The sequence below is a fragment of the Ruminococcus flavefaciens genome (assembly GCF_900108555.1).
Lineage (GTDB): Bacteria > Bacillota > Clostridia > Oscillospirales > Ruminococcaceae > Ruminococcus > Ruminococcus flavefaciens_P.
Genome location: NZ_FNWV01000009.1, coordinates 23,828 through 48,494, shown reverse-complemented (window position 1 = coordinate 48,494; position 24,667 = coordinate 23,828). Strand labels below are relative to the sequence as shown.

At 35.3% G+C, this 24,667-nt stretch carries 23 protein-coding genes and 2 pseudogenes; 9 read left to right on the top strand and 16 right to left on the bottom strand.

Annotated features, from left to right (window positions below; genetic code table 11):
- Positions 1-153: 153 nt before the first annotated feature.
- The 7 genes from BLW60_RS12235 to BLW60_RS12205 all read right to left on the bottom strand — a co-directional run bounded on the left by BLW60_RS12235 (position 154) and on the right by BLW60_RS12205 (position 5,740).
- Entirely contained in the window at positions 154-1,209 is a 1,056-nt protein-coding gene (locus tag BLW60_RS12235) for an alpha/beta fold hydrolase (RefSeq protein WP_074717780.1), read from the bottom strand.
- 62 nt (positions 1,210-1,271) lie between these two features.
- On the bottom strand, positions 1,272-2,021 hold the full coding sequence (locus BLW60_RS12230; protein WP_026052982.1) for a gluzincin family metallopeptidase: 750 nt from the start codon (positions 2,019-2,021) through the stop codon (positions 1,272-1,274).
- Between the two features lie 81 nt (positions 2,022-2,102).
- Positions 2,103-2,780 carry a CPBP family intramembrane glutamic endopeptidase gene (locus BLW60_RS12225; RefSeq protein WP_074717778.1) on the bottom strand — a complete coding sequence of 226 codons (678 nt, stop codon included), beginning with the start codon at positions 2,778-2,780 and terminating at the stop codon, positions 2,103-2,105.
- Positions 2,781-2,975: 195 nt separating this feature from the next.
- Positions 2,976-3,644 (bottom strand): SOS response-associated peptidase, encoded by a 669-nt coding sequence (locus BLW60_RS12220; RefSeq protein WP_074717775.1) that lies wholly within the window; start codon positions 3,642-3,644, stop codon positions 2,976-2,978.
- Positions 3,645-3,766: 122 nt separating this feature from the next.
- Positions 3,767-4,981 (bottom strand): leucine-rich repeat protein, encoded by a 1,215-nt coding sequence (locus tag BLW60_RS12215; protein ID WP_074717772.1) that lies wholly within the window; start codon positions 4,979-4,981, stop codon positions 3,767-3,769.
- Between the two features lie 10 nt (positions 4,982-4,991).
- A complete protein-coding gene (locus tag BLW60_RS12210) occupies positions 4,992-5,222 on the bottom strand; it encodes a hypothetical protein (RefSeq protein WP_074717769.1) in 231 nt (76 codons plus the stop codon).
- 338 nt (positions 5,223-5,560) lie between these two features.
- A complete protein-coding gene (locus tag BLW60_RS12205) occupies positions 5,561-5,740 on the bottom strand; it encodes a helix-turn-helix domain-containing protein (protein ID WP_347496602.1) in 180 nt (59 codons plus the stop codon).
- A gap of 351 nt (positions 5,741-6,091) precedes the next feature.
- Between BLW60_RS12205 and BLW60_RS17425 the strand changes: the two are divergent.
- A pseudogene (locus BLW60_RS17425) lies at positions 6,092-7,123 on the top strand (tyrosine-type recombinase/integrase); the annotation flags it as partial.
- 81 nt (positions 7,124-7,204) lie between these two features.
- Here the strand turns inward: BLW60_RS17425 and BLW60_RS17210 are convergent.
- Entirely contained in the window at positions 7,205-7,915 is a 711-nt protein-coding gene (locus tag BLW60_RS17210; protein WP_278289920.1) for a S8 family serine peptidase, read from the bottom strand.
- Between the two features lie 79 nt (positions 7,916-7,994).
- Here BLW60_RS17210 and BLW60_RS17355 point away from each other — a divergent pair.
- The 4 genes and pseudogenes from BLW60_RS17355 to BLW60_RS12180 form a co-directional block, all read left to right on the top strand.
- A pseudogene (locus BLW60_RS17355) lies at positions 7,995-8,675 on the top strand (DEAD/DEAH box helicase family protein); the annotation flags it as partial.
- Positions 8,676-8,936: 261 nt separating this feature from the next.
- Positions 8,937-10,373, top strand: coding sequence for an HNH endonuclease (locus BLW60_RS12190; RefSeq protein ID WP_347496600.1), 1,437 nt, complete (start codon positions 8,937-8,939; stop codon positions 10,371-10,373).
- A 49-nt stretch (positions 10,374-10,422) separates the two neighbouring features.
- Positions 10,423-10,899, top strand: a complete 477-nt coding sequence (locus tag BLW60_RS12185; RefSeq protein WP_207645941.1) for a hypothetical protein — start codon at positions 10,423-10,425, stop codon at positions 10,897-10,899.
- 324 nt (positions 10,900-11,223) lie between these two features.
- Positions 11,224-11,631: a hypothetical protein gene (locus BLW60_RS12180; RefSeq protein WP_074717756.1), complete on the top strand. Its 408-nt coding sequence runs from the start codon at positions 11,224-11,226 to the stop codon at positions 11,629-11,631.
- A 266-nt stretch (positions 11,632-11,897) separates the two neighbouring features.
- Here BLW60_RS12180 and BLW60_RS12175 read toward each other — a convergent pair whose 3' ends face one another.
- The 6 genes from BLW60_RS12175 to BLW60_RS12155 form a co-directional block, all read right to left on the bottom strand.
- Complete coding sequence (locus tag BLW60_RS12175; RefSeq protein WP_242872884.1) at positions 11,898-12,449, bottom strand: hypothetical protein; 552 nt, start codon at positions 12,447-12,449, stop codon at positions 11,898-11,900.
- A 253-nt stretch (positions 12,450-12,702) separates the two neighbouring features.
- On the bottom strand, positions 12,703-13,224 hold the full coding sequence (locus BLW60_RS12170) for a DUF6756 family protein (RefSeq protein WP_074717750.1): 522 nt from the start codon (positions 13,222-13,224) through the stop codon (positions 12,703-12,705).
- Positions 13,225-13,502: 278 nt separating this feature from the next.
- Positions 13,503-14,318, bottom strand: a complete 816-nt coding sequence (locus BLW60_RS12165; RefSeq protein ID WP_074717747.1) for a hypothetical protein — start codon at positions 14,316-14,318, stop codon at positions 13,503-13,505.
- Positions 14,319-14,342: 24 nt separating this feature from the next.
- A complete protein-coding gene (locus tag BLW60_RS12160) occupies positions 14,343-15,068 on the bottom strand; it encodes a hypothetical protein (RefSeq protein WP_074717744.1) in 726 nt (241 codons plus the stop codon).
- A gap of 26 nt (positions 15,069-15,094) precedes the next feature.
- A complete protein-coding gene (locus BLW60_RS17285; protein WP_278289917.1) occupies positions 15,095-15,229 on the bottom strand; it encodes a hypothetical protein in 135 nt (44 codons plus the stop codon).
- 189 nt (positions 15,230-15,418) lie between these two features.
- Positions 15,419-15,853, bottom strand: a complete 435-nt coding sequence (locus BLW60_RS12155) for a VanZ family protein (protein ID WP_242872883.1) — start codon at positions 15,851-15,853, stop codon at positions 15,419-15,421.
- A gap of 402 nt (positions 15,854-16,255) precedes the next feature.
- On the opposite strand from BLW60_RS12155, the gene BLW60_RS12150 reads away from it, so the two are divergent.
- From BLW60_RS12150 to BLW60_RS12135, 4 genes are all read left to right on the top strand, one after another.
- Positions 16,256-16,936: a hypothetical protein gene (locus BLW60_RS12150; RefSeq protein ID WP_074717739.1), complete on the top strand. Its 681-nt coding sequence runs from the start codon at positions 16,256-16,258 to the stop codon at positions 16,934-16,936.
- Positions 16,937-17,118: 182 nt separating this feature from the next.
- Positions 17,119-17,499: a hypothetical protein gene (locus BLW60_RS12145; RefSeq protein WP_074717736.1), complete on the top strand. Its 381-nt coding sequence runs from the start codon at positions 17,119-17,121 to the stop codon at positions 17,497-17,499.
- A gap of 33 nt (positions 17,500-17,532) precedes the next feature.
- On the top strand, positions 17,533-17,991 hold the full coding sequence (locus BLW60_RS12140; protein WP_074717733.1) for a hypothetical protein: 459 nt from the start codon (positions 17,533-17,535) through the stop codon (positions 17,989-17,991).
- Between the two features lie 6 nt (positions 17,992-17,997).
- Complete coding sequence (locus tag BLW60_RS12135; protein ID WP_074717730.1) at positions 17,998-18,552, top strand: DUF4291 domain-containing protein; 555 nt, start codon at positions 17,998-18,000, stop codon at positions 18,550-18,552.
- Positions 18,553-19,343: 791 nt separating this feature from the next.
- Here the strand turns inward: BLW60_RS12135 and BLW60_RS12130 are convergent.
- Both BLW60_RS12130 and BLW60_RS12125 read right to left on the bottom strand, forming a co-directional pair.
- Positions 19,344-20,474: a serine/threonine-protein kinase gene (locus tag BLW60_RS12130; RefSeq protein WP_074717728.1), complete on the bottom strand. Its 1,131-nt coding sequence runs from the start codon at positions 20,472-20,474 to the stop codon at positions 19,344-19,346.
- Between the two features lie 386 nt (positions 20,475-20,860).
- The gene (locus BLW60_RS12125) at positions 20,861-24,490 is read right to left on the bottom strand and encodes a hypothetical protein (RefSeq protein WP_074717726.1); all 3,630 of its coding nucleotides are present in this window, start codon (positions 24,488-24,490) and stop codon (positions 20,861-20,863) included.
- Positions 24,491-24,667 lie beyond the last annotated feature (177 nt).

Genomic DNA, 24,667 nt, shown 5'->3' with positions numbered 1-24,667 from the left:
CGGGAACAGCTCTGGCTATTACAGCAAATTATTGATATATTGCATTTATCATCGAATTTGGTTCGGCTTGTCATTTTGGGGTTGCTTTGTGGTTATTTGACATTACATAAATAAGCACTGCCCCAATGCGGGGCAGTGGCTGTCATAACTATATCATTTTATTCTGTCTATCAGCTTTTCAATTTCCTTTACGAATTCTTCCGGTTTCTGGTCGGATATGTCATGACTTGCGGGGATATTCACTTCTTCGCAGTTGCCGAGGCTCTTACAGTATTCACTTATTTTTTTCCTGTGTTCTTTATGCTCTTCACTTTGGCTTTCTTCAAAAAGCTCCTGCGCAAGTTCTTCATCGACCTCGCCGTAGAGGAACATCAGGTATTCTCTTGCATCTTCAAGTGTTTCATAATCGTTTGTTATGTACACCTTCGGGATGTCATTTTCCTTTATGGAATCCCACGCTGTTCTCATATTGACGTTGTAGTTCCTTACTTCTCCGTAATTGGGGACAGATGCCTTCTCGAATGCCAGAGCGTCTTTTGAGTATTCGCCGTACTCGTCATATTCTTCTGCAAATAAAGCATTCTTCACTGTCGTCCAGCCCGTATTGTTCGCAAACGTGCCGATTGTAACGGCTGCATCCCGCATGAATTTCGGAAGGCCTTCTTCAGGCATTTCTTCATTAGCAGAGCTGATGCTGTTATTAAATATAACTCCCGATACTTCTTCGGGATATTTGTTCTCCCAGTATGTCACATATGGGCCGCTCATGGAATGAGCCATAAGTATGTACGGTGCTTCGACACCTGCGTTTTTCAATGCGGTACGTGTGCTTTCAACTATATACTCTGTTGTGACATCTTTTTTTGTCTCGCCCGATACGCCGTATCCTGGACGGGTCACAGCAACAATAGATATATCATCATCGAGATACCCGGATAGTTTCTTCATTTCAATAGGTAAGGTGGCATCCCAGCTTCCAGGCATTGAAATGATCTTATACTTCCCGTCACCGAAGATATTTACGTTCATGTCGAAGTCGCCTGCGGAAACAAGATTAACGAAGCCGTCCGCTTTAAGAATATCCATATTCTTTTGACGCAATGACTTTTTCATGAAGGCGAAGATGATCGTTAAAATAACAAAGAGAGTCAGCAGAACAAGGAACATCCGGCCGATCACCTTAAAGACCTTTTTTATTACTTTTTTCATAATAATCTCCTTTTATGAATTATCAAATGATTTCTGAGCCAATGACTCTGTGAAACTAAGAATTATCTGGAATAAACGGAATCAAAGTCTTCGCCTTTGTTCAGTTTATCGAGTAATTCCAGCAAGCCTTTCTGCTGATGCGTATCCATCCAAACGCTTACCTCATGTTTCGCATTCAGATAACGGAAACGCCTGTCCTCTAAAGGATCTGCATAAAATTCAGAACCTGTATCCATATCTTCAAGGGGAACCGTGTTTTTTCCGTTATCAGTCTGTTCAATCCACGCCTTCAGCCCATATTGCTCACGATAATCATTTTGCGTGGCAAGTCCCTCATCAAACCATGTGGGAATACTTTTCAGTGCTTTCACATTAAGACGAGTGTGCAGCTCTGCATGAGTGAGTTCATGTGCTATTATGTCGATATTAAGGTATTCATCTGAAACAGAAATGTAGTTTTTCTTCGTATATGAGGTTTTCGTATCATGATCTCCGTCAAGCTTTGAAAGCAGCTTATCATCATCGCAGAAAATTATAATCGTTGTATCGGTACATTGTAATTCTCCGAAAAATGCTCTGTCCCGTTCCAATGCTTCTTCCGTGAGCTGAATAGCTTCTTTGATATTACCGGAATAATTTTTGTTGACATAAATATTATCTGCTACTTTTTCAAAGGAACTGCGGTACGGAACTGACATTCGATATCCTAACCCCGTAAATTGAAAAATATAGACAGCCGCCAATAACAACAGCAGTATCAAAGAAATGCAACAGCATAATATGATTTTCTTTTTCTTTGATTTTATTTTCATATTTATTTCGTCTCCTTTTGTTTACAGTATCGTCGTGAGTTTTGCAGACTCCGTTTATGTTTTTCAGCTCTGCTACATTCATCAGAACATATTCAGCAGAAAATCCCATATCATGTGCAGAGCCACGGGAATGAGAATATTTCTGCTTTTCAAAAAAGTTATACTGAATATGATACTCAGAATGATGATATAAACAAAACCGAAGTGAAGAAAAGCATCTCCCAGTATGCCTTGCATGGTCCATGTCGGGATATGTATTGCCACGAACATCAGCGAATTCAGCAGTATCGCCTTCCACTGATTCTTTTTGTTCTTGCCGACCATAGCATTTAGCAGCCAGCCGCGGAATACCATTTCTTCTGTGATGCCGACAAATGAAAAATCTATGACCTGTTCTGCACCAAAATCGCTGCTTAGAGATAATGAACCTTTCATACGATACGCACTGACAAGAGGATAGAGCACAAAGAGCAAGAATACGGGCAGATAATGCAGCCATTTCACCTTTGTCGTAAACATCTCTTTGAGCCCGATATAGACATCGTCTTTGTAATGATGTACAAGAAGTGCTGCCGGAAGTATCCATACAAGATTTTTGATAACAACCTCTTTTACGATCTCTGAACTGACTATTCCAGGAATAAGGTCATTTATGACAGGTTTTCCGAAAAATTCATATAGTGCCCATATTGTGTAAAAAGCAATGATATAAATGATGAGTGCTTTGTTTTTTGATATATTTTTTTCAATAGTTCCCATATTGATTTCTTATCCTTCCGGTTTATGCAACTATTATATCACTTGACATAACGTCAATGTCAAGCATGTATTTTTAAAATATAATATTTGGGCTATTTATACAGATGTACTCATGAGGGTTTGTCAAAAATGCTGTATGACGTTACATTGATTGACATTCACGGTATTTCTGTTTCAATTATACAGCAAAAGATATTAAGAAGTACTTAAGAGATATGAGGACTGCTCAAATACCATATTTGACAGTGCTTTTTCAACTATAATGCCAGGATCTCCGTCAGGGCGTATCCATTCCTTGACGTTCTCCTTATCCAGTATAAGTGGCATACGATCATGGATATCTTTTACAGTACCTGCAGATTCTCTGGTGAGAACAGAAAACATAGGCACCTGCATATCACAATGTTCCTCATAACGGTAAAGCCCTGCAATATAAGTGATATCTGAACCTTCTGTCTGAATAGCGAACTTAATCTTTTTTGTATTACGATGATCTATCATGTTGCGGCTATCGTCCTCATATACAGGGTATCCCCACTCATAATACCATGATGCAGGGATAACACACCTTCTCCTGTACCATGAATCTTTCCACAGTACCTTTGTATCAGCAGTCTCTACGCGGCAGTTGGCAAGAGGCTTAGGCGCAGCCTTATACGTAAATCCCCATGCCATAGGAAATATAGCCATTTGCCCATATTTGTTCGGTGCAAGAACTGGTGCTATATCTGACGGATACAAGTCACCAGACATGAATAGGCTCTTTCCAAGCTTTATTGACATTTCCTGAGTCAAAGCCATTTTCCGTACCTTTATGAGTACCTCGGCCATTTCCTTTGGTTCTATTCTCAGAGACATACACATGAAAATCACCTCCAAGCACAAGCAGAATATATGTTCTATTATTAGTATATCACATAAAATGAAATTAGTCAAGATAAAAAGAAAACCGCCCGTGAAGGGCGGTAATCATATTAGGAAATTTCTTAATTCTTTTTAATGAATTCTTCCATTGACATAGGAGTTTCTTTTGTAGTCGATACATATGCGTAGTACGCAAGAATATTCGATGCATCAACGGCATTAATCATTCCGTCATGATTTACATCTGCTGCAAGCATTTGCTCTTCATTATATCCGCCTTCTTGATTGGTCGAAATACGAGCATAGTATGCAAGGACAGAAGAAGCGTCAACTGCATTAATATACTCATCAGAGTTAACGTCTCCAAGCTGAGCTAATGTTTTGAATGTATAGTTATACTTTTGAGCATATTTCTCAGCAGTAGAACCTTTATATCCCTTAATTACTCCACTGAACTTATCGTTTTCATTGGTAAAGGTATTGGCTCTGTCATATATTTTAGCGTCAGGATTTAGGATAAACACCTCAGAAAGAGCAGTACACTTGATAAACGCCTGCATACCGATACTCTCCACGGAGCTTGGTATAGTTACAGATTTCAATTGTTCACACCCATTGAATGCATTATGACCTATCTCAGTAATGGTTTCGGGAATGGTCAGCGAGGTTATCTCTGAACAGCCCCATGCTGCCTGATCGCATATTTTATTCACGGTCGATGGGATAACAACGTCTCCCGAAAGCTTATAGAACACATTAATGAGCAAACCGTTTATTATTACGAACGGAGTATCAATGCTTCTCTGAGCTTCAAACCATGGCGTCCCAGAAAACGCTAGTGCACTTATATTCGTCACGGATGCGGGTATAGTAACATTGCTAAGCTTTTTACAGCTCGAAAAAGCACTCGTACCAATATTGGTTACTCCGTTCGGAATGACTACTGATTCAAGAGATTTGCAGCTCGAAAACGAATATGCGCTAATAGTCTTCAGCGTATCCGGAAGCGATAATGAGGTAAGGTTATTGCAGTTATCAAACATACCCATACCTATACTTGTAACTCCAGTGCCGATAATAACATTCTTTATCTCGTCACTGTATTCCTTCCATGGACACGGATTTGAATCTAAATCTTCATTCATATCTCCTGTACCGCTTACGGTCAGAGTACCGCTGCTGTCAAGCTTCCATGTTAAATTCTTTCCGCAAGTTCCGCTGTTAACTACTGATGCTGCCTCTGCTGATAAGACAGTAGGTGTACCAACCGGACTAATGGCTATTCCCAACGGTATTACAGCACACATCAACGCTACTACTATTCTTTTACAATTCATAATATACCCCCTATTCTACATCCAAGAATTTCTCTATAACGACCATTATCTCCTCAAGGCGCTTACCGCCGATACCTTTGATCTTGCTGAGTTCTGCCTCAAGAGCCGGGAGATCAATGGTCTTGCCTTGTTCTCCGAGTAACTGATCCCCGTACTGGAGAATGAACTTTGTAAGCTCCTCTCGGTTCATTTTCTTGATCTTCTTATAGGTATCTCTGTCAATAATCTCTTGATTTGTCATATATAGCTCCTTTATTTTTTCTCTTATTCCCAATTATAGCACATCGCCGATAATATGTAAACACATAAATCAGAACCGCCCATGAAGGGCGGCTGTCATTATCACAATAGTTTTCTTAACTAATGACCTTCGGGACCACAAGCCTATCTTAGAGGATATTCCGCGGTTTCGCTCATGCTTATAAAGTATCACTTTTCTCCGATTTTACGATGTATTTTAGTTCTGACTCGACGACCACCTTTTGAGAAATTTTTTCAGTACTGTAGGAAAATAATGTTTAGTATGAATTAAATGTTTAGGTTATTGTATATAAAAGAACCGTCTGTTGTTAGCTGTCATTAGCTTTCGTCAGACGGTTCATATTTTATTATATCCTCGACATTGCAATTCAGTATTTTGCAAAGATCGTCAATCAACTGAGTAGTTACACCTTGATTATGTCGCAAACGGTGTATGGTACTGCTGCTGATGTTATATTTATTGATAAGCGTATAGGTAGAGACGCCTTTTTCCTTCATTGTATACCATAATGGCTTATAAGAAATCATAATAATATCACCAATATTATTATAATTTATGCTCGACTACTTGAAAATAGTCGTATTTTAGACTATAATAATATATAGTCATATTTATGATTATAATTGTGTTTTTTACAATAAAACAGCCGTAAATCTAAATAATTTACGGCTTAAGAAATTATATCTTTATATATACGATTTTAACATAATTCGGATGATTATTCAATATATTTCATTTATTATTCACTAGAAAGAAATAATTATTGGCATTATTGACAATCAAAGAACATTTGATTTGGTGCATTTAACAATAATTGTCCGTCAGTAATATGGTCTGGGAGGAATTTTATGGCTAGGAGAGGAGAAAACATCTACAAGAGAAAAGATGGGAGATGGGAAGGAAGGTACAAAGTTGGATATAAAGAATCTGGAAAAGTTAAGTATCGTTCTGTATACGGCCGCTCATATGCTGAAGTAAAAGATACACTTTCAACCTTGAAAGCATCTTTGTATTTCCCGCAGGATAAATGCCATTTCACAGTTAAAGAGCTCTTCATCGAATGGATGTCGGCTGTGAAACTTCGCGTAAAGCCCTCAACTTATTCCAATTATCAAATGAAAATAGATAAGCATATACTTCCAGCGTTTGGTGGTATGCGATACGATATGCTGACGGTGCAAATGCTTAATCTGTATATTCAAGATAAGCTTGATACAGGACTATCTGCAAAATACGTTTCAGATATAATGATCGTATTTAAAACAATGACTAAATATATAGCAAAAATCCATTCTTTCCATAATATAATGACTGATGTAGCTTTGCCGAAGGTACATAAACAAGAGCGCCGATTTCTTACGAAAAATCAGCAGTTATTACTATGCAAATATCTATTGAGTAATCCTAGTCCAACTACACTATGCATTCTGTTAAGCTTGTATACCGGACTTCGTATTGGAGAAGTTTGCGGTTTAATGTGGGAAGATATTGATTTTGATAAAAGTATTATTACCGTCAGACGGACTGTACAAAGAATCCATATAGGGAATCATAATACGAAAATTATAGCTGATACGCCTAAAAGTCGTTCATCACAAAGGTCTATCCCTATACCAGAATTTATTATGAAAATGCTACGGGTATCCCGCAGCAATAATAATTATTATATACTTTCTGAGTCTGATACGATAATAGAGCCGCGTACATTACAGAGAAGATTTAAATCAATATCGAAAAGATCAGGTGTGCCTTCAGTTAATTACCATTGCTTGCGACATATTTTCGCTACGAATTGCCTGCAATTAGGTTTTGATGTGAAAACTCTTTCGGAAATACTAGGCCATGCTAATGTAGAAACTACTTTGAATATGTACGTTCATACGTCCATGGAACGTAAGAGAATGTGCATGTCCATGCTTATAGAACAGGCTATTTCAAGTGGTTTAAAGGTGCTCGGTTTCTCAGATCATTGCCCTTGGGTATATGACAATGATTATGAATCTCCTAAGCATGTTAGCTATACTACTTGTAGCACTGACAAGTTGTCCCATGATAAAACGAGAAGTATATTTGTTTTTATCAGTATATTTACTTCTTATGATAGCTGCTGCCGCTGCAACATTAGGCGCAGCCATAGATGTACCGCTCCAACATGCATACCTATCACCAGGTAGCGTACTGTATATATTCACGCCAGGAGCAGCCAGCTCATATTCGCAGTTTTCTCCAATTATAAAGTCCCAATTTGAAAACTTAGCCAGATTACCACTGTTATCTGCTGCCATTACACCGATAACATAGTTATATCCAGCTGGATAAATATCGATTCCGCCACCGTCTGCTGTAGGTGCACTGTCATTACCAGCCGCAGCAACAAGAACACAATCGTGCGAAGCATCTATAAGTGCTTCCTCAACCAAATAGGATTTACTTATACCACCAAATGACATATTTATTACATCTGCGCCATTATCAGCGGCATATTTAACCGCCTTGGCAATATCAGAAGAAGCAAAAGAACCTGTTGACTGACCTGCCTTGATAGCCATAATCTTCGCACCATAAGCAAGACCGACGCCACCACCATTATTAGGAGACATTCCGATTATTCCTGCAACATGAGTGCCATGGCCATGGTCATTGCCAGCTCCGTACGGAGATGGTTTTCTTATATTTAATGTATTTCTTAAGAAAATGCGTTTAATTATTTAAAAAGCACACGAATAGAGCAGGCTAGAAGCACCACTCCAAATGTTAATATTTTACAAATATTTTCAATATTGCTTGCGCGAAACAGTTTATCATGCTATAATACTCGTAGAGATCATTATCTCTAATAAAACAACGAGGTGTTTTAATATGAATGATTCTATTGAAAGCAAGGCAAATGGCACCATTTCTCCTAAGAAAAACAGCAATAAAAGGAAACTTTATGATCATCAAAGAATGGCTATGAAAAATCTTGATGTTATGAATCGTCAAAGCTCATACAGCACTCTCGTTGTTCTTCCAACAGGTGGTGGCAAGACATATACCGCAGCAGTTTGGCTTCTCAGAAATGCCATTGACAAAAAGCATAAAGTATTATGAATAGCTCATAGACAAACTCTGCTTGATCAGGCAGCCCACACTTTTCAAGAGTATCCTTTTTCTGAGTATATTCCCAATATTTCATCTTTCACATATAGAATTATTTCCGGAGAAACTAAGCACGACAGAACTATAGATATTGAGAAAAAGGATGATATTCTTTTTGTTAGTAAAGATAGCTTGGGGCGTAATCTTTCAGCTTTAGATTTGTGGTTGAAGGGCGAAAAAGAACTGTACTTAATTGTCGATGAAGCCCATCATTCAACAGCTAAGACATATCGTAGAGTAATTGATTATGTCAAGAAGAAAGTCCCAAATGTAAAACTGATTGGTCTTACTGCTACACCATTCCGTACCGCTGAAAGCGAACAGGGATTACTTGAAAAAATATATACTGATGGAATTGAGCATGGAGTATATATTCATAACGGTAAGAGTATTGCCTATGAAATTTCTCTGAAAGAGCTTATTAACAAACAGATTCTTTCTCATCCAACGATTGAAAGCCATAATACCGGTGAAGATTATAGCTCCTTCGTCGGTGCTAAAGATCTTGAAACAATTCAGCATTTTGATATTATCCCTGATGATCTTGCAGATGAAATGGTTAAAAGTAAGGATCGTCGCAAGTTTATTGTCGAAAAATATGTAAAAAACAAGGATAAATACGGTCAAACTATTGTATTCGCTGTAAATCAGCTTCACGCAATTGCTTTAGCCGCAACTTTCAAAGAGTACGGAATTAAAGCGGATTATGTTATTTCGTCTGTACGAGATATGGTTACCGGTGTCACAAGAAGTCAAGAGGACAATGCTTCTGCTATTGAGGCATATAAAAATGGAGAATTACAAGTACTTGTTAATGTTAATATACTAACTGAAGGTGTCGACTTACCAAAAACGCAAACAGTATTTCTCACAAGACCAACCGTTTCAAAAATACTTATGACCCAGATGGTTGGAAGAGCCTTAAGGGGTAAAGAGGCAGACGGCACAGAAGAAGCCTATATTGTTTCTTTTGTTGATAACGGACTTGACAAGATTGCATGGACCACACCAGAAATGATTTTCGAAGGAAACAATGATTTTGCTGATTCCAAAACAGAGTATGAAAAACGTGATATTCGCCTTATTGCTATATCTAAGATAGAAGAATTCGCCAAGATGCTGAATGATTCAGCAGATACCAGAGAACTTGAAAAAGCTCCATTCACACAGCGTATTCCTATCGGTATGTACGCATTCACCTATCTCGAAGATAATGGTGTTGATATTTCTTATCAAGTCATGATTTATGACAGCACAAGAAAAGCATACGAACAGCTAATGGTTAATCTGCCCGCTTTATTTAATGAATATGGTAATGATGAAGAATACCTCTCAGATGAGATACTTGCAGAAATGGCAGAACAATGCCGAGACGCATTTTTCTTAGGTGAAATGGTTCCGCCTTATGATGAGAAAGACATCATTAATATACTGAAGTATTATGCTCAGTATGATTCTGCACCGGCATTCTATTCGTTTGATGAACTTGATAAAAACAAGATTGACGTTTGTGCTATCGCTAAATACATTGTTGAGCAAAAGATTGATCCAGTTACTCAATCCGCATATGTGCAGCAACTCTGGGAGAACGGAGATGATAATGTACTTAGATTGTTCTTCGGAAGGCAAAAATACTTCTATAATCAGCTCAACAGAGAAATTCTACGTATCACCTCGCCTTTTCTATTTGAAGATGATGAAGATAATGTTACTTATGGTAAACGCTATTTTGAAAAAATGACGCTTCATGAAATAGGCAAGATCAATCCAAAATATGAAGATGAACTTCGTTCAAATGCTTTTAAAAAAGCACTACTTCCGAATGGACAATATAAATGTGCAGGATGTCAAAAATCATTTCCAGATCGTGTACTGCTTCATGTTGACCATATTATTCCATTAAATAAAAAAGAAGGTAAGACAGTTCCGGAAAACCTACAAATACTCTGCCGTTCATGCAATGCAAAGAAGAGTGATAAATATGATGAATAGTTATTTGTATTCACCCTATGAATTAGCGCTTATAATCCAATATCATCAAATGGATTGTAAGCAATATATTGAACTTCTGCAAAACATTCATCGCTATGACAATATATTTATCCAGCCAGAATATCGTTCGGATAAGAAAATGTTTATCCTTGCCGTTATGGATAAGCTCAATTATATCAGTGACCCCGAAACATACATTTCCGAGCAGAATGATATAGAAAAGGATCTGAATGACTATGGATTGATTAACAACAGCAAATCAGACGACACTGAGCACACATTTTCGCACTTGATTTTTAAGGAATTAAGGATAAGAATACTATACATAAACAAAAAAGGCTTTTCAAAGATGAAGCTCCGCACATTACTTTCCGAACTGGGATACAAAAGACGTTCGTCAAGCGTTATTGGGTATATTTATGATTGCCTTCTATTCTATCATATTGAAACAACGCTTAAAGGAAACGTGCCTTGCAGAATAGATGAGATTGATATTGATGATATTGTAGTTTTCAGGACATTATAAGATTAATATTGAGCCAAAACTCATCATTCAAATCGATAATTCAACACAAACAAAAAGACAATCTGAGATGCAGCCAATGGGCTGCATCTTCATTTTATGTATAGTTAAAATCTGTTCCGATAATATAATGCTTTGTGAATGACTTCATCTGAAATAACAATAGCTGTTTCAAGTATTGCATTTATAAACAAAATGAGTTATAATATATCTATACAGCAATATACTATAAGGCATTTGTTTTCTTTTGTTTAATTACATACGAGCATATTTTACTTGAATTGCATCTTATGTATTATTTACTAAATAATTATATCGGGTGATAATATGAACTTAATTAAATACCCTTCTGATGAAGCAGTAAATAAAGCTATGGCAGCAGATGAACCGCTTCTTATTCTAATTTCTTTTGATGGAAAAACAGCTATTATGAGTCAGGTAGATGAAGCTGTTGAACATCATATTCTTCTTATGGATGTAGGCTATAAAGATACAGATATTGATAAGTTTTTCCGTATTGTTCTGGATCGAAGCGGAGCTGACTGGACATTTGTTTGTCCTCCTGATTATAAAAATATTCCATTTAAGGATAAGCGAATAGAAGCTTTCTACAAAGACGGATTTTCTGTAATATCAGACTTTTTACATTCTATCGGATATCTTGTTGGTATTAATATTCCTAAACGTTACAGTCGCCATTTGAATACTCTTGGAGATAACAGCGACATCGTCTGACAGATGCTTATAAAAAATATGTTTTCATCATACCGCAGCCATATGGCTGCGGTATATTTATAGATTATATATTGATAGTGCTCAATAATAAGCTTTCTTCAAAGTGCAATAATTGCACTTTGAAACTTTGACATTTGCACTTTGGACTTAATCCATAGAGAAAAATCACTAACAATCCACTTAAACAGCCATTTTTAAGATATAAAAAAGCACCTGTCTGTTTGGACAAGTGCTTAGTTTTTATTAAGTTTTTTGCAATACAATTATTATCTGGGACGGCAGTAATGATAATTGAGCATAAACTCAAACTCATATCCCTGCGGATTGCTTTTAAACTCTTCTCTTTTCTTGAGATCGGTGATAAACTTCTCTGCAATTCCGGCATCTTCATTTCGATTTTCAATATATTCAAGAGACCACAAGAAATCTTTCAGTTCTTCTGCTTTGGCTTGGTTTGTAACCTCGTAACCTTCCCACCACGAACAGCTTCTTTCCTCAGTCAGTTCAGAATCTGGCACACAGCTTCTGCTAAATATATAGGAACATATTTCGCGCAGAGCAACTCTCGGTACAGAGGTATAGGCATTTCCTTCTGCTCCTTCTTCAAGCAGATACTGTTTTCCCATATATTTTCCGCATATTCTGAAAATAGCCGGTGGAAGATCAAGGAACAGACTGCTGGCCCACCAGCAGATTTCTTCATAGCCAGCATAATCACTTGCAGGCGCAGGGATCACTTTCGGACCGGAGATGATGTCACCGGTTCGCTTGTCCTTGATGCGTAGGCTGATATCAAAATCAAAACTCAACTTCAACACCTCCTGTGCTTCCTTTATACCGGAATTATAGCACAACAGGAAGAAAAAGTCAATCAGAAGAAGTACAAGCTTAATCTATCTAACTATTATATTCGTAAATACTCAAACTTCACGGATGAACTTTTTCTTTTATATATAAAGCTTTTTGTGGACACTTGGACACTCTGCTGAATATAGCCGTTTCAGAGGCATAAAAAGCACCTGCTTTTCAACAAGTGCTTACGTTAAACAATATTGCAATATAAGTAAAGAACTATTTTGTCAGTGAATACATACATTCGCCATCATCAGTATGGACTATCACATACTCATATTTTTTTGAAACAACATAAAAATCATCAAGCCAGCCATCGGTCTCCTTTAATACGGCTATAATTTCAGGAATATACCCTTCATAAACCCAGCCCTGACTCAGTATCAGATAGTGCATATTATTGAGATACTCATCCGGTATTAATGATGCTATACTACCGATATATTCATTATAATCCTTTCCCCAGTGAATCAATGGAGATCGTTTCAGATTCTTTTGAAAAATCAGCCATAGATAACTTAACTCTGTGAAATCAGGTTTTCTTTTATCTTCATAATCAATAAAACTGTAATAAAACTTATTGATTATAGACTGATAATTATTTTTTGAGGCTTCATAAAAACGTTTTCTGTCTATGTTTTCTTCTTTGATTATTTCTTCGATTTCATCACGTATCCAGTATCTGAAAGGTTTGCGGAATGCTTTATCCCGCCATTCGGTACTTTTCCAATCATCACTCATAAAATCACCCGATATTTATGATATTGTATATAGATCTCGGTAGCTGTTCAACATCTGAATTATAGCACAGCAGGGAGAAAAAGTCAATCAGAAGAAGTACAAGCTTCTTCAACCTAACCATTATATTCGTAAATACTCAAACTTCACGGATGAACTTTTTCGTTTATATATAAAGCTTTTTGCGGACACTTGGACACTCCGCTAAATACAGCCATTTATAAGGTATAAAAAAGCACCTGCCGCAGCAAGTGCTTCGTGTATATTCAGTTAATTGATTACTATAGTTTTATTCCGCAGCTTTCGTTATCTTCAACATATTGGTTGATGATATATTCCGCTGCTTTTTGTCCGCTTTCAAAATCCCACCTTATAGGAAATCCTTCTCGCTCACGCCGATGTGAGTAGGTCAGATGATAAATTCGCCATAGCTCAGTTCCGTCCTTCCTTACCGACTGAAACAGCATGTCATCATTGGCATCACATTTGTATATCGCATACACCCGACCGTCAAAAAACGGATCGTCCTCACCGAGTTCAAGCTTCAGTTCGGGAACAAAGGGAGCCTCGCGTTTCTCCTTTGGCAGCATCCACCAGTTGAAATCATCTCCGAATTTCTCCTCACAACGCTCCATGATATCTTCCATTGACATATCGTCTGTGATATTGATTTTGTTTTGTTCACGCAGGGAATCCGAAGCTCCTTTGCCGAAATATCGGTCAAAATAATCATCGAACAGCAGTATTCCGGAACGTCGTACAATGACAGGACTGTCGCCGTTAGGCTGATAGAGCAGATCGCAGTTCAGCATTCGCACCAACTGTTTCATCACATATATAAGCTCGTTCGCAGAATTGCAGTCGGAGAAAGAGAAATACTGAAAGGAAAGGCAATGATTCACATTAACACCATAGTCCTCTTTCATCCACTGAATCTCTCTTTCACTAAGCGAATAAACATATACATTGATATGATCGTTGAGGAAACATCTCTCTTCATTAGTTTCATTCGGGCTTGATGGATATAGTTTCTGCATTAGCTCGATCAACTCTGAATGACTATCTGCATAAAGGTCAATATAATTTTCGACTGACATATTAATCCCCCCTGTTATAACTGTTTAATGAATCCATTTTTCACCGAACTGTTTATCATAAAACTGCCGCAGATCATCTATGTCATAATTACGGTTCAGGTATATTATTTCATCTGCAATATGGTTTATAAATTCATCACTTCCGGCAGGAAGTATAACAAGTGCACCGTTCTTTGTAAGTTCTCTTAATGCCTTCATTAAGCAGGACTGGCACATCTTATAGTAAAAGCTGCTTGTTTTATACGGAGCGAAATAGATCCTTTTATTCTGAGCATAGCCAAATGCAGCAGCTGCCCTCCAGCGTTCACCACTTAGATGGATGAATTTCCTATCATATCTTTCAGGTGTCAAAAGAAATTTATCAGCTATCAATGAAAAATCACATTTAGCTGAGCTTTTTAAAAGAGCACTTTCTATTGACTTTTTCACTTGCTTTTTCCCATAGGGTTCACAAGAGGGTTCTAAATTCAATGAAACATCATTAAGGTCATTATGGGAAATCAAGCTGCCATTACAGTAAACCTTAATATTCTCAAACTGGACTCTACCCCCAAGTAAATATGACAGATACTCACAACCCTGACCATATTCACTTACTATACCATATATTTTTCCGCTCTCAAATACTTGATCGCTATAGCACCAAGTATCATTTAAGTTTAAATCACGGCCAGCAATTAATGATTTGCAAGCTGAAGTATCAATTCTTATTGAAAAATCATTATAAAATTCTTTTATTATGTTATTCATAAATATATCCCCTATTTAAAACAGATCTACTGTATTTCTCCTTTTGTTTGAGGTATAGACTGATATTCTTTGCCGTAAGGCTTTGAAAAAATTCCATATCTTTCCTCCTTGTATTTTCCATAATTATACCATAGGACACTGTATTTTTCAAGATATTGCATACATCGAGAAAATATAATAAAATAACAAGAAGCTTCTTCTCCACAAAGACAAATACCCATATAGAATTTGCCCCTGAGTGTTACAAAGTGCTCAGGGGCATTGTGCTTTTTTATTTTGCTAAGATAAATCAGATTTTGCCGTTATTATAAAATGAGATTATTTGCTTTTTATCTCATTATATTCTTGAATTAACATTTCTGAAAAATCAACTGTTTTTTCAATTTTCGTATAGCAAATACAATACACGCTCCGATCAAAACACCGCTTGTATTTAATATCACGTCATCAACATCTGTATGCCTTTCGAGACATAGCAACTGGGATAGTTCAATAAAAAGAATAAAACTAATTCCAGCAATCAAAGTTTTTTTGATATTATCAAGCTTGCGAAAACAGATAGGCCATACTATTCCTACAGGTATAAACATTGCTATATTTCCGATAATATTGATAATCCAGCCATCATATCTGTCAAAGAGAAAATAAAACGGGATAAAGCTTACCATATCGGACATTGTTTCCGAAAAACCAATCTTAAGTGTATCTATTCCCCCATCAACATGATGTAACGGAAAGTATACAAATCTCGCAATAACTACAATGCATATGTATATAAGAAGCATCTGTAGTTCGCGTTTTACAGAAAAAGTCTTGGATCTGATCGCAATTATGAATCGTACAAGTATCCAGATGAGAGTTATAAAAATAAACATCTGCATATAGGAAATCTCAATCATAGTCACTGCCGCCTCCGTCCTTTAGCAGATAGCTTTATAAATTCCAATTTATCATAATTACCTGCTTACTATCCATATTATACACTGCAATATCACCAAAAGTCAAGAATGCATATATGAACGAAGAATTCCCCTCGCGGAGACTTTCTGTATCATTTTTAATTATAGTTTTGGAGCAAATAATCAATAGCATATTCAAGTTCATAGTCATTTTCTGAATCACTAAAAATCATCATAAACTCAGTAAACTTCAAGACTGGAAAAATATTCAAGCAGTCAAAAAAGGATATGAATCGCTTCAAGGTGCACTGCAATCACATACTGCATGACCACAAGATTGATCAGATACAAATGAGCGTTGAGGATATGCTGGATATGACTCCGCATGAGCTCAGCGAGGGCTTCGAGATCTTTGAGATCTTCGATGAAGTCATGGCTGATAATGCAACGGTGTTCGAGGATCTGTTCGATGAAAAAAGTTCATCGGATGATGAATATTACTCTACATATGACCTCACTAATCTGGGCATGACAACATGCCCTTCCACAGTATATACCCCGTATACGCAGGAAGATTATACCACATCAGAGTCAGAAATGACACTTCAGGAGGAAAATACAATGGATTATACAGTTGAAAAAAAGGAAGTCCCTGCGATAAAGACTTCAGACCTCCCGGGCGAGGTTTTAGAAAATACGTGTCTTGTTATAGATGCTAGCAAGAACGTCAATCTTACCGTTCCCAGTAACTGCGATGCAGATAAGCTGAAGGACATAATAAACAGCGTTGAGCCCATACCCGAACAGGACAGAGCGACTAACGCAAAATTAGGCTTAGCATCAATAGCCGAGCTTCAGAAACGCGGCATTGACCTTCCGGTGTATGTTGATACTTCGACAAATATCAACATAGAATTTGAAGATGTGATGTCCTCAAATATATTTGATACAACATTCACCGAAAAATGACTCTTGAGCACCCCCTCGTGGGGTGCTTTTCCTTTACTTATATTATATACCGCTTATCATATACCGTCAAGCAAAAAGCAATTGATTTTTAGATCAGAATAATGTATAATGGGCTCAGAGGGCATATTTCTTCAGAAGTACATATCATAAACCCAAACATATGCTGATACAAGGAGGAAAATATGGAAGACAAGTATCTTCTGATTGAAAAGTATCACTTACAGCACGAAAACAACGCCTGGTACTCAGACAGGGAGAACTCACATAAACACCTTATATTCAAGGACGCTTTCTTTGAACGTACAGACGTTATCGGTCTGCTGTTCAGGATCAATAAACTCTGCATGGCTAAGGTAAAGTATTTCCGTGCTAACATAGATAAGTTTGAACCATTAAAGTATCATTATAAGGACGGATTTATTTCTGTACCTCTTTGGGATGCAGACTTCCTGAGGCACAGAGCTTCAGGTTACATTCTTGATTTTCGTTATCTGCAAACAATAACTGTATATGATGATTTTATTGCACTTTGTCAAGAGTTGGAAGCTTTTGAGAACAACTGAAAATGATAATAAAGAGCAAAAAGGAGTGAGAAAATGAAACCTGAATATGCAGAAGAGTTGATAGTCGGAATAATCAATGAAGGAAGCTTTAACTGGTATATCCTTCATAATGATATTTGTATTATGAATCTTGATATTAATGAATCAGCATATCGAAAAAAAGGCTATAATTTTACTATTGATGAAAAATACAGATTCGGTATAAGGGTTGTCAATGAAAAAACAAAGGACGATTTTCTGGAAAAAATAAAACCATATATGATATCTGCGGATGAACTAAGAGAAATGATGTCCATGGAGAGCGATCCTGATGAGCTCCTATCATATAATCCTTCAATTCTTATTGATTTCGATAAAAAAACTTTGTTATCATACTATCCTGAGTATATGTCTTTTGAGGATTTTGTACCTGAAGGCTGGACAGGAAAATATCAGTTCTTTAAAGATATTATACCGGAACGATACAGGTTCTGGGATAATGCCAAAGGGTGATAAAAAATGAAAGAAAAAGAAATACGAGCTGTTTATGACCAGAATACTATAAGAGTATATCAGGCATATCCGGATATGATCGCAGATGAAGCAATTAAACTCGGAACATTCGGAAGTCATTTCAGCCTGAACAGAATGACCTGGATAAAACCCTCTTTCTTATGGATGATGTATCGCTGCGGATGGGCAGAAAAAGAAAATCAGGAAAGGGTTCTGGCTATAGATATAAAGAGAGAAGCTTTTGATAAGATCGTGAAAAATGCGATCCCCTCCACCTACACGGATGATATGGATACTTCAAAGGAAGAATGGCAGAAGCTTGTGAAAAGTTCTGATGTAAGGATTCAATGGGATCCTGAAAAAGACATTGAAGGAAGAAATTTGTCATATCGATCTATCCAATTAGGAATAAGAAATAATGCCGTAAAGGAATATGTAAATGATTGGATCATGCAAATTGAAGATATAACCCCATATGTCAAAGAACTTAATCTATCAAGAAGAAAGGGAATTGATATAACACCTTTTCTTCCAAATGAACAGGTTTATCCTTTGCTATAACCTTTAAGAAACCGAATACAATCAAAGCCCCACGAAGGGGCTTTTCTTATAGCTATCTATTTTCATAACAACAAACCTTGTTTTTGTTAACCTCGGTTAACAAAATCCGCAATATTCTTCAAAAACTCTAAAAAACACTCAGTGATTCTCAGCGATATTTCGAGGGAAAATAAACGCGTTGCTGCACGGTTGCTGCAATTGGATAAAAAAGGGCATAAAAATAAGCACTTCCGAATGCTCGAAAGTGCCGATATTACGTTGGTTGCGGCGGCTGGATTTGAACCAACGACCTTCGGGTTATGAGGTGACTATCCTATGTTTTACAGAGAATCACCTAGAGGCATACAGCGCGTAAAATAGCCGTTTGTTCAAAAGCTTCAACGAAGCTTCGCAGAGCATTTTTGCTCTGGGTTGATGTACGCGTTGATGTACAACACTGAAAAAAACATTGTCTTGAGAACAAAGGAGCAATATTGTTTGAAAAGCCAAACCTAATTTGTATTATATTGCTCTACAGCAATTCTATTATTCGAAAGCAACATTGTCCTATTCAATAAATTGTAACTTTATTACATCACATTTAACACCTTTTATCTAGACATTAATCGTATTAACTATATCGAATATACTAATTTCCAGCCTCCATGTGAAGGAGGCTTTTTCATTTTCATCAATAGCTTTCATTTGCTTATAAAAAATAATTCTTATTTAATACACAAATAGAGATAATATACATATTACTATCGAAATAACTATACTCCTTCTTTTCTTTATAATCTTTCATAATATAATTAAAATTCTACATTTGACTCAGGTACTAATAATTGAATCGCTTCAATAAAATCAGAACATGATGTATATCGTTTTTCTATATCACTTGAAAGACTCTTATTTATTATTTCATCTAACTCAACAGGTACATTTGGATTAATCTTATGAAGAGTTTCAATAATATCACTACCACAAGGTTCTCTACCACAAAGCATGAAGTACATAATAGCTCCAACCGAATAAATATCTGAACGAATATCCCGCAGCTTTGGATTACTTGTAAGCAGTGGGTCAATACAATGTCCACCGGCAATAGTCTCACCAGTACGTGTCAACTTAGTATATTCCTCTGATTCCATAAATGCACTTATGCCAAAATCTATTATCTTATATCTATACTTTTCACTTAAACTATCATCTTCAATTGGGATGATCATAATATTTGAAGGCTTTAAATCTCTATGAATAATTTTGGCTATGTGTGCACAGTTTAAACCATTTAAAATTTGAATTATAGCTTTCTTTACAAAATTAGTATCTTGGAATCCATTCTCATTAATATAATCTTTCAACGATTCCCCCTTAATAAACTCCATCCTTATAAAAGGTTTTCCATCTGTTCGTCCTGCATCATAGATCCTAACTATATTTTCGTTATTAAGTGAAAATAACATTTTTGCTTCTCTAAAGAAGCGTTTTTCTCCCTCTACCATCTCTTCCTCTGACTTAAATAATGGGCTATAAATCTTTACAGCAAAATCCATATCCAAACATTCATTATGATATCTAAAAACCTCACCAAATCCACCATTTCCAATACTCTCGCATTTTTTGTACTGTTTAATTCCAGAAAAAGGATCTTCCACCGATTCAAATTCAATAAATGCTGAAAGCTTACTCATTTCATCATTTATTATTTTTATCCTTCCTTTATAGGTACCACTTTGACCTTGCATATACCGAAAAAAACTACTTGCATTTCGATTTGAAATAATGAATTGCGGTATATGATCTTTTATTTCAGGAATAGCAATAAGAGCTTCACGCATTGGTTTATAGTCTTTATCTGATTGTCCATATTCATCAGTTGCTTGCGAAATTAATACACTTCTAAAATTATCGATAAGAGATAATACTTCTTCTTTATTCATGCATTCTCACTCCTGTTCAAAACAATACTAATATTTTTTGATAATAATTCTTCATTCTTTTCTTAAGCTCTATTATATCATATCAGTGATACAATGTAAATACATAAAATAGAAAGCTCCTCCGAAAGGAGGAGCTATGGTAATAAGTATTATTCGCTTGAATCAAAGCTGTGATCATACAACATCAATTGTGACTATCCTATGTTTTACAGAGAATCACCTAGAGGCATACAGCGCGTAAAATAGCCGTTTGTTCAAAAGCTTCAACGAAGCTTCGCAGAGCATTTTTGCTTTGGGTTGATGTACGCGTTGATGTACTGTAACAACTTTCAGCTAATAAGGATTTAATAAGCTATATAGTTTTAAAATCTGAAGTCATTTAAAAATCAGTATAACCACTTTAACCATTCTCTATTAATTTTGCTTTCATCAACAAAAACTATACATTTTTTCAATATGTCTTTTAGATCCTCTACTTTATATTTATATCCGTTAAATATGCTATTGTGTCCATTTATGATATTATCCATATCACTTTTTTCTTGAATATAACTCGATAACTGTCGTTTTATTAACGGAATTAAGACATCGTTCATCCAATAAATATCATTCAGAACAATGTCTCCCACTGAATAAAGAATGCATAAATATAACTCTATGAGATTATTTAAATCTGCTTTCTCAGTAGCAATTACATAACAAACCGCCTTTAAGTACTCATTATTTGTTGCTTTAGCATTAGCCAGAATTATTATGTTTTCATCATTTCCATTTTGATTTAATAATTCAAATGCAGTGATAAAATTTTGAATATAGGGATTAGCGGATAATATATCATTATTCTTAAAGCTTATTAAAACGGAATTGATTATTTCGTAATGTTGAAGAAGATGAAATGAACATTTCAAAAGTATATATCTAACTCTATTTTGGTTTTTTCTCACTTCAAGCTCTTCTATTACTTTAGCTAACAAATATGAAGCATAACTATATTCACCTATTTCCCATAATTTATATATATAATATGCTCGATGTATTGCCATAATAGTAATCTGGGAAGTTATCATGGTATAATTATTCTTATCTCTTAAGTATTTAACACAATCATTAGCTTTTACATTGTAACCATAATAATCAAATATCAATGCCAGCAAATATAATAAACTGTTATATCTCAAATCAATATCTGATAAATGAAATTTATTCGAATTGCATACATTCCAAAGCAATCCCATATATGGTGCAGTATACTCTTCATTTTCATTTAATACTTTTGGGGGATCATGCTCTATCAAGTCCTCGGCTATATATACTAAACAATGAAGTGAAATAACAATTAGATGTTCATTATCGTTTATCCCATTATTGATAAAGTAGTGACATATATAATCAATAGAATTAATGGCATCGAACATATCTCCAGAAGTATAATATGCAATAACTCTTTCAAAATGTAGCTTAAATAACAATTCTTCTGTAAAAACATTCTTAGTATAACTATTTGCTTTTTCAAAGGCTTGATCTATAACAATCTTTGCTATATCATATTTCATATTATGAAAATACGTAATTGCACAGTTAACCAAACAAAAAACCTTATCGAAATCACCCAAATACGCTAATGTTGAAGTTGATTTATTATAACACTCTTCAGCGAATATATAATCTTTATTATCTGAAGCGAGTAATCCCATCTTGTAACATAAATGTGCTAATGCAATAGGTTCCGTGTTTTCTTCAAGCTGTTTACTATAAATTTTTTTCGCAGTCTCATAATCATGTCTATTGATTCCATTCAAATGAATTATCTTAATTAGACATCCGATATGCAAACTCTTCCAAGAATGCTCTATTGCAAAATAATCCATTTCATCAATTAATGTTTCCATCAATTCAATTTCTTCACAATTGATCTTGTCTCTAACCATATCAAAAGCATGAATAAAGAAATCCGTATATTCATAATCATCAATTTGAGATAACCATTTGTCATCTACTTGCTTTTTAATCCATTTAAACCACCTATCAATATCCGAAACGCAAGTACATTTGTACATTGACATCACAATTAAGCCCACAAAAAGTTCAGCATCAAAATAAGTTCTAATAGAAACAAAATCAACTGTTTCAAGTAAGCTTAAAGCAATATCAAAAGAATCCATTATAATCATTCCACTAGCCAAAACTATTAATTCTTTTATTTGACTATTCTCTTTAGAAATACTATTTAATTCGTCTATTGCAAAAGTGTTTTTTCTTCCGTTTTGAGCATCATAAAATATTTGATATAGACGTATACCGGCTTTGCTGAAATTGCTCATTTCTTTTGGTAAATGAGTTTCATTCCACATTTTCACAAATAATAACGAATCATTATATTCAATATGATCAGAGCATAAACTTTGCATAGCAATCATATAAACTTGTCCTGCTTCCTCGAAGCGTTCAGCAGTTATTAAATTACCTACTAATCTTATTATGTCTATCTGATTTAGTTCTTTATTTACTAATATTGAATCAGCGATAATACTGCCTATATTCTTTTTCATATCAGTTGATAAGTTTTCATGTGCAGCATTTTTGAGTAGTCCATTCACTAATACAGCATTATCCTCTGTTAACCATACTCCTTTCATTTCGTTTAGGCGTTCCCCAACTAAAGATATCTTAGGCTCAATATTTGCAATCTTATCTATATCCTCTTTTTTAACTTCAAAACCAACATATGCTATCCGATACAATAAATCCCTTGTCTCACTATCTTGAATCGTTTTATGAAGAATATAATCAATTTGATTGTTTAATTCGTCAATATCCAACTTCAATAAACGTGTGAGAACTTCAGATGATAAATTCCAATTATCTGATTTCAAATAATTCAGAATAATAATAATCGCCGCGGGCTTTTTTCCACATAATTCTTTAATAAACCCAGAGGTTTTACTCTGAAGAAGATACGTTGGTGCATCAAACGCAGACATTAGTTTCAAGGTATCATCATCAGAAAAATCCTTTATATGACAACTGAAATAATCTTTGACATTTAGATACGAAATAAAATCGTTATTCTCATAACACCCAAAAGAAACAATCTTTATGCTAAGGTCGATCATCTTATTTATTAAAGTAATCAATCTTTTTGAGTATGAATCGGATATTAACAATTTAGGGAAATTATCAATAATAACTATTTTATTATCTAGCCCATTAATTGCTGGATTAAGCACCTCTTTTTCAAGAATGCTAATAGTATTGAGACTTTTTCCTATGGACAAATCTAACCATACACTATTTGTACATTGCTTTTTTAAAAGTAAAGAAACATAAGTTTTACCCGACCACACACTTCCAACTATATGATACCAACCACAAGAATCAAGTTTTTTAATAATATCTGAAATATAATCGTTCCTATCGCATATGAATTTATCATTCAATTCTGGTGGCGTAAATGCAATATTAGTGATAATAGGAATATATTCCACATTGTGCTTTATATCCTTAAATACAATACTCTCAAATTTATCCTCCAATAAATCTGTTTTTTCTTGTATTGCCGTAATACTGCTTTTTAAATCATCAAATGATACATCCAAATGTTTTTTAATCGAATTAACAGCAGTAACAATTTCCATATCTTCAATTTCAAAGATTTGATGTAATACTGTTTTAACAATAAAATCTAGACAATCGTATATACTCTTTTCATCTACTGAATGCTCTGGATATTCTTTAAAAAAAATATCAAGACGTTTTTGGCAATATGCTCTAATACTTTCATCATTCCAAATTGCATCTGAAGATAAGCAGTTTGATAAAAAATTATTGACAAACCTATTTGTATGAATATAACCATCTAGGTGTAAGAAGTATTTTTCTGATTCGTATTTTTTACATACCGATTCTCTGATATTTTCAGATGTCCTTTTTATCTTCCTTTTTAACTGAAATTTTTTAAAAATACCTATTCCTTTTTCTAAAAATATTGAAAGTAATTCATCATACAGCCATTCCATAAATAAATCTCCTTAAGGGTAATGATATCGCTTAAGCCGCCTTATGGCGGCTTAACATTAAACATCTTGTTATTATGATATCCAATATTTGCTTTATAGCATAATGGACATAGCTTCCTATTTTATGTTTCGCCGAGTATCACTTAGAGTCATACAGTACGTAAAAAAGGAATTTCT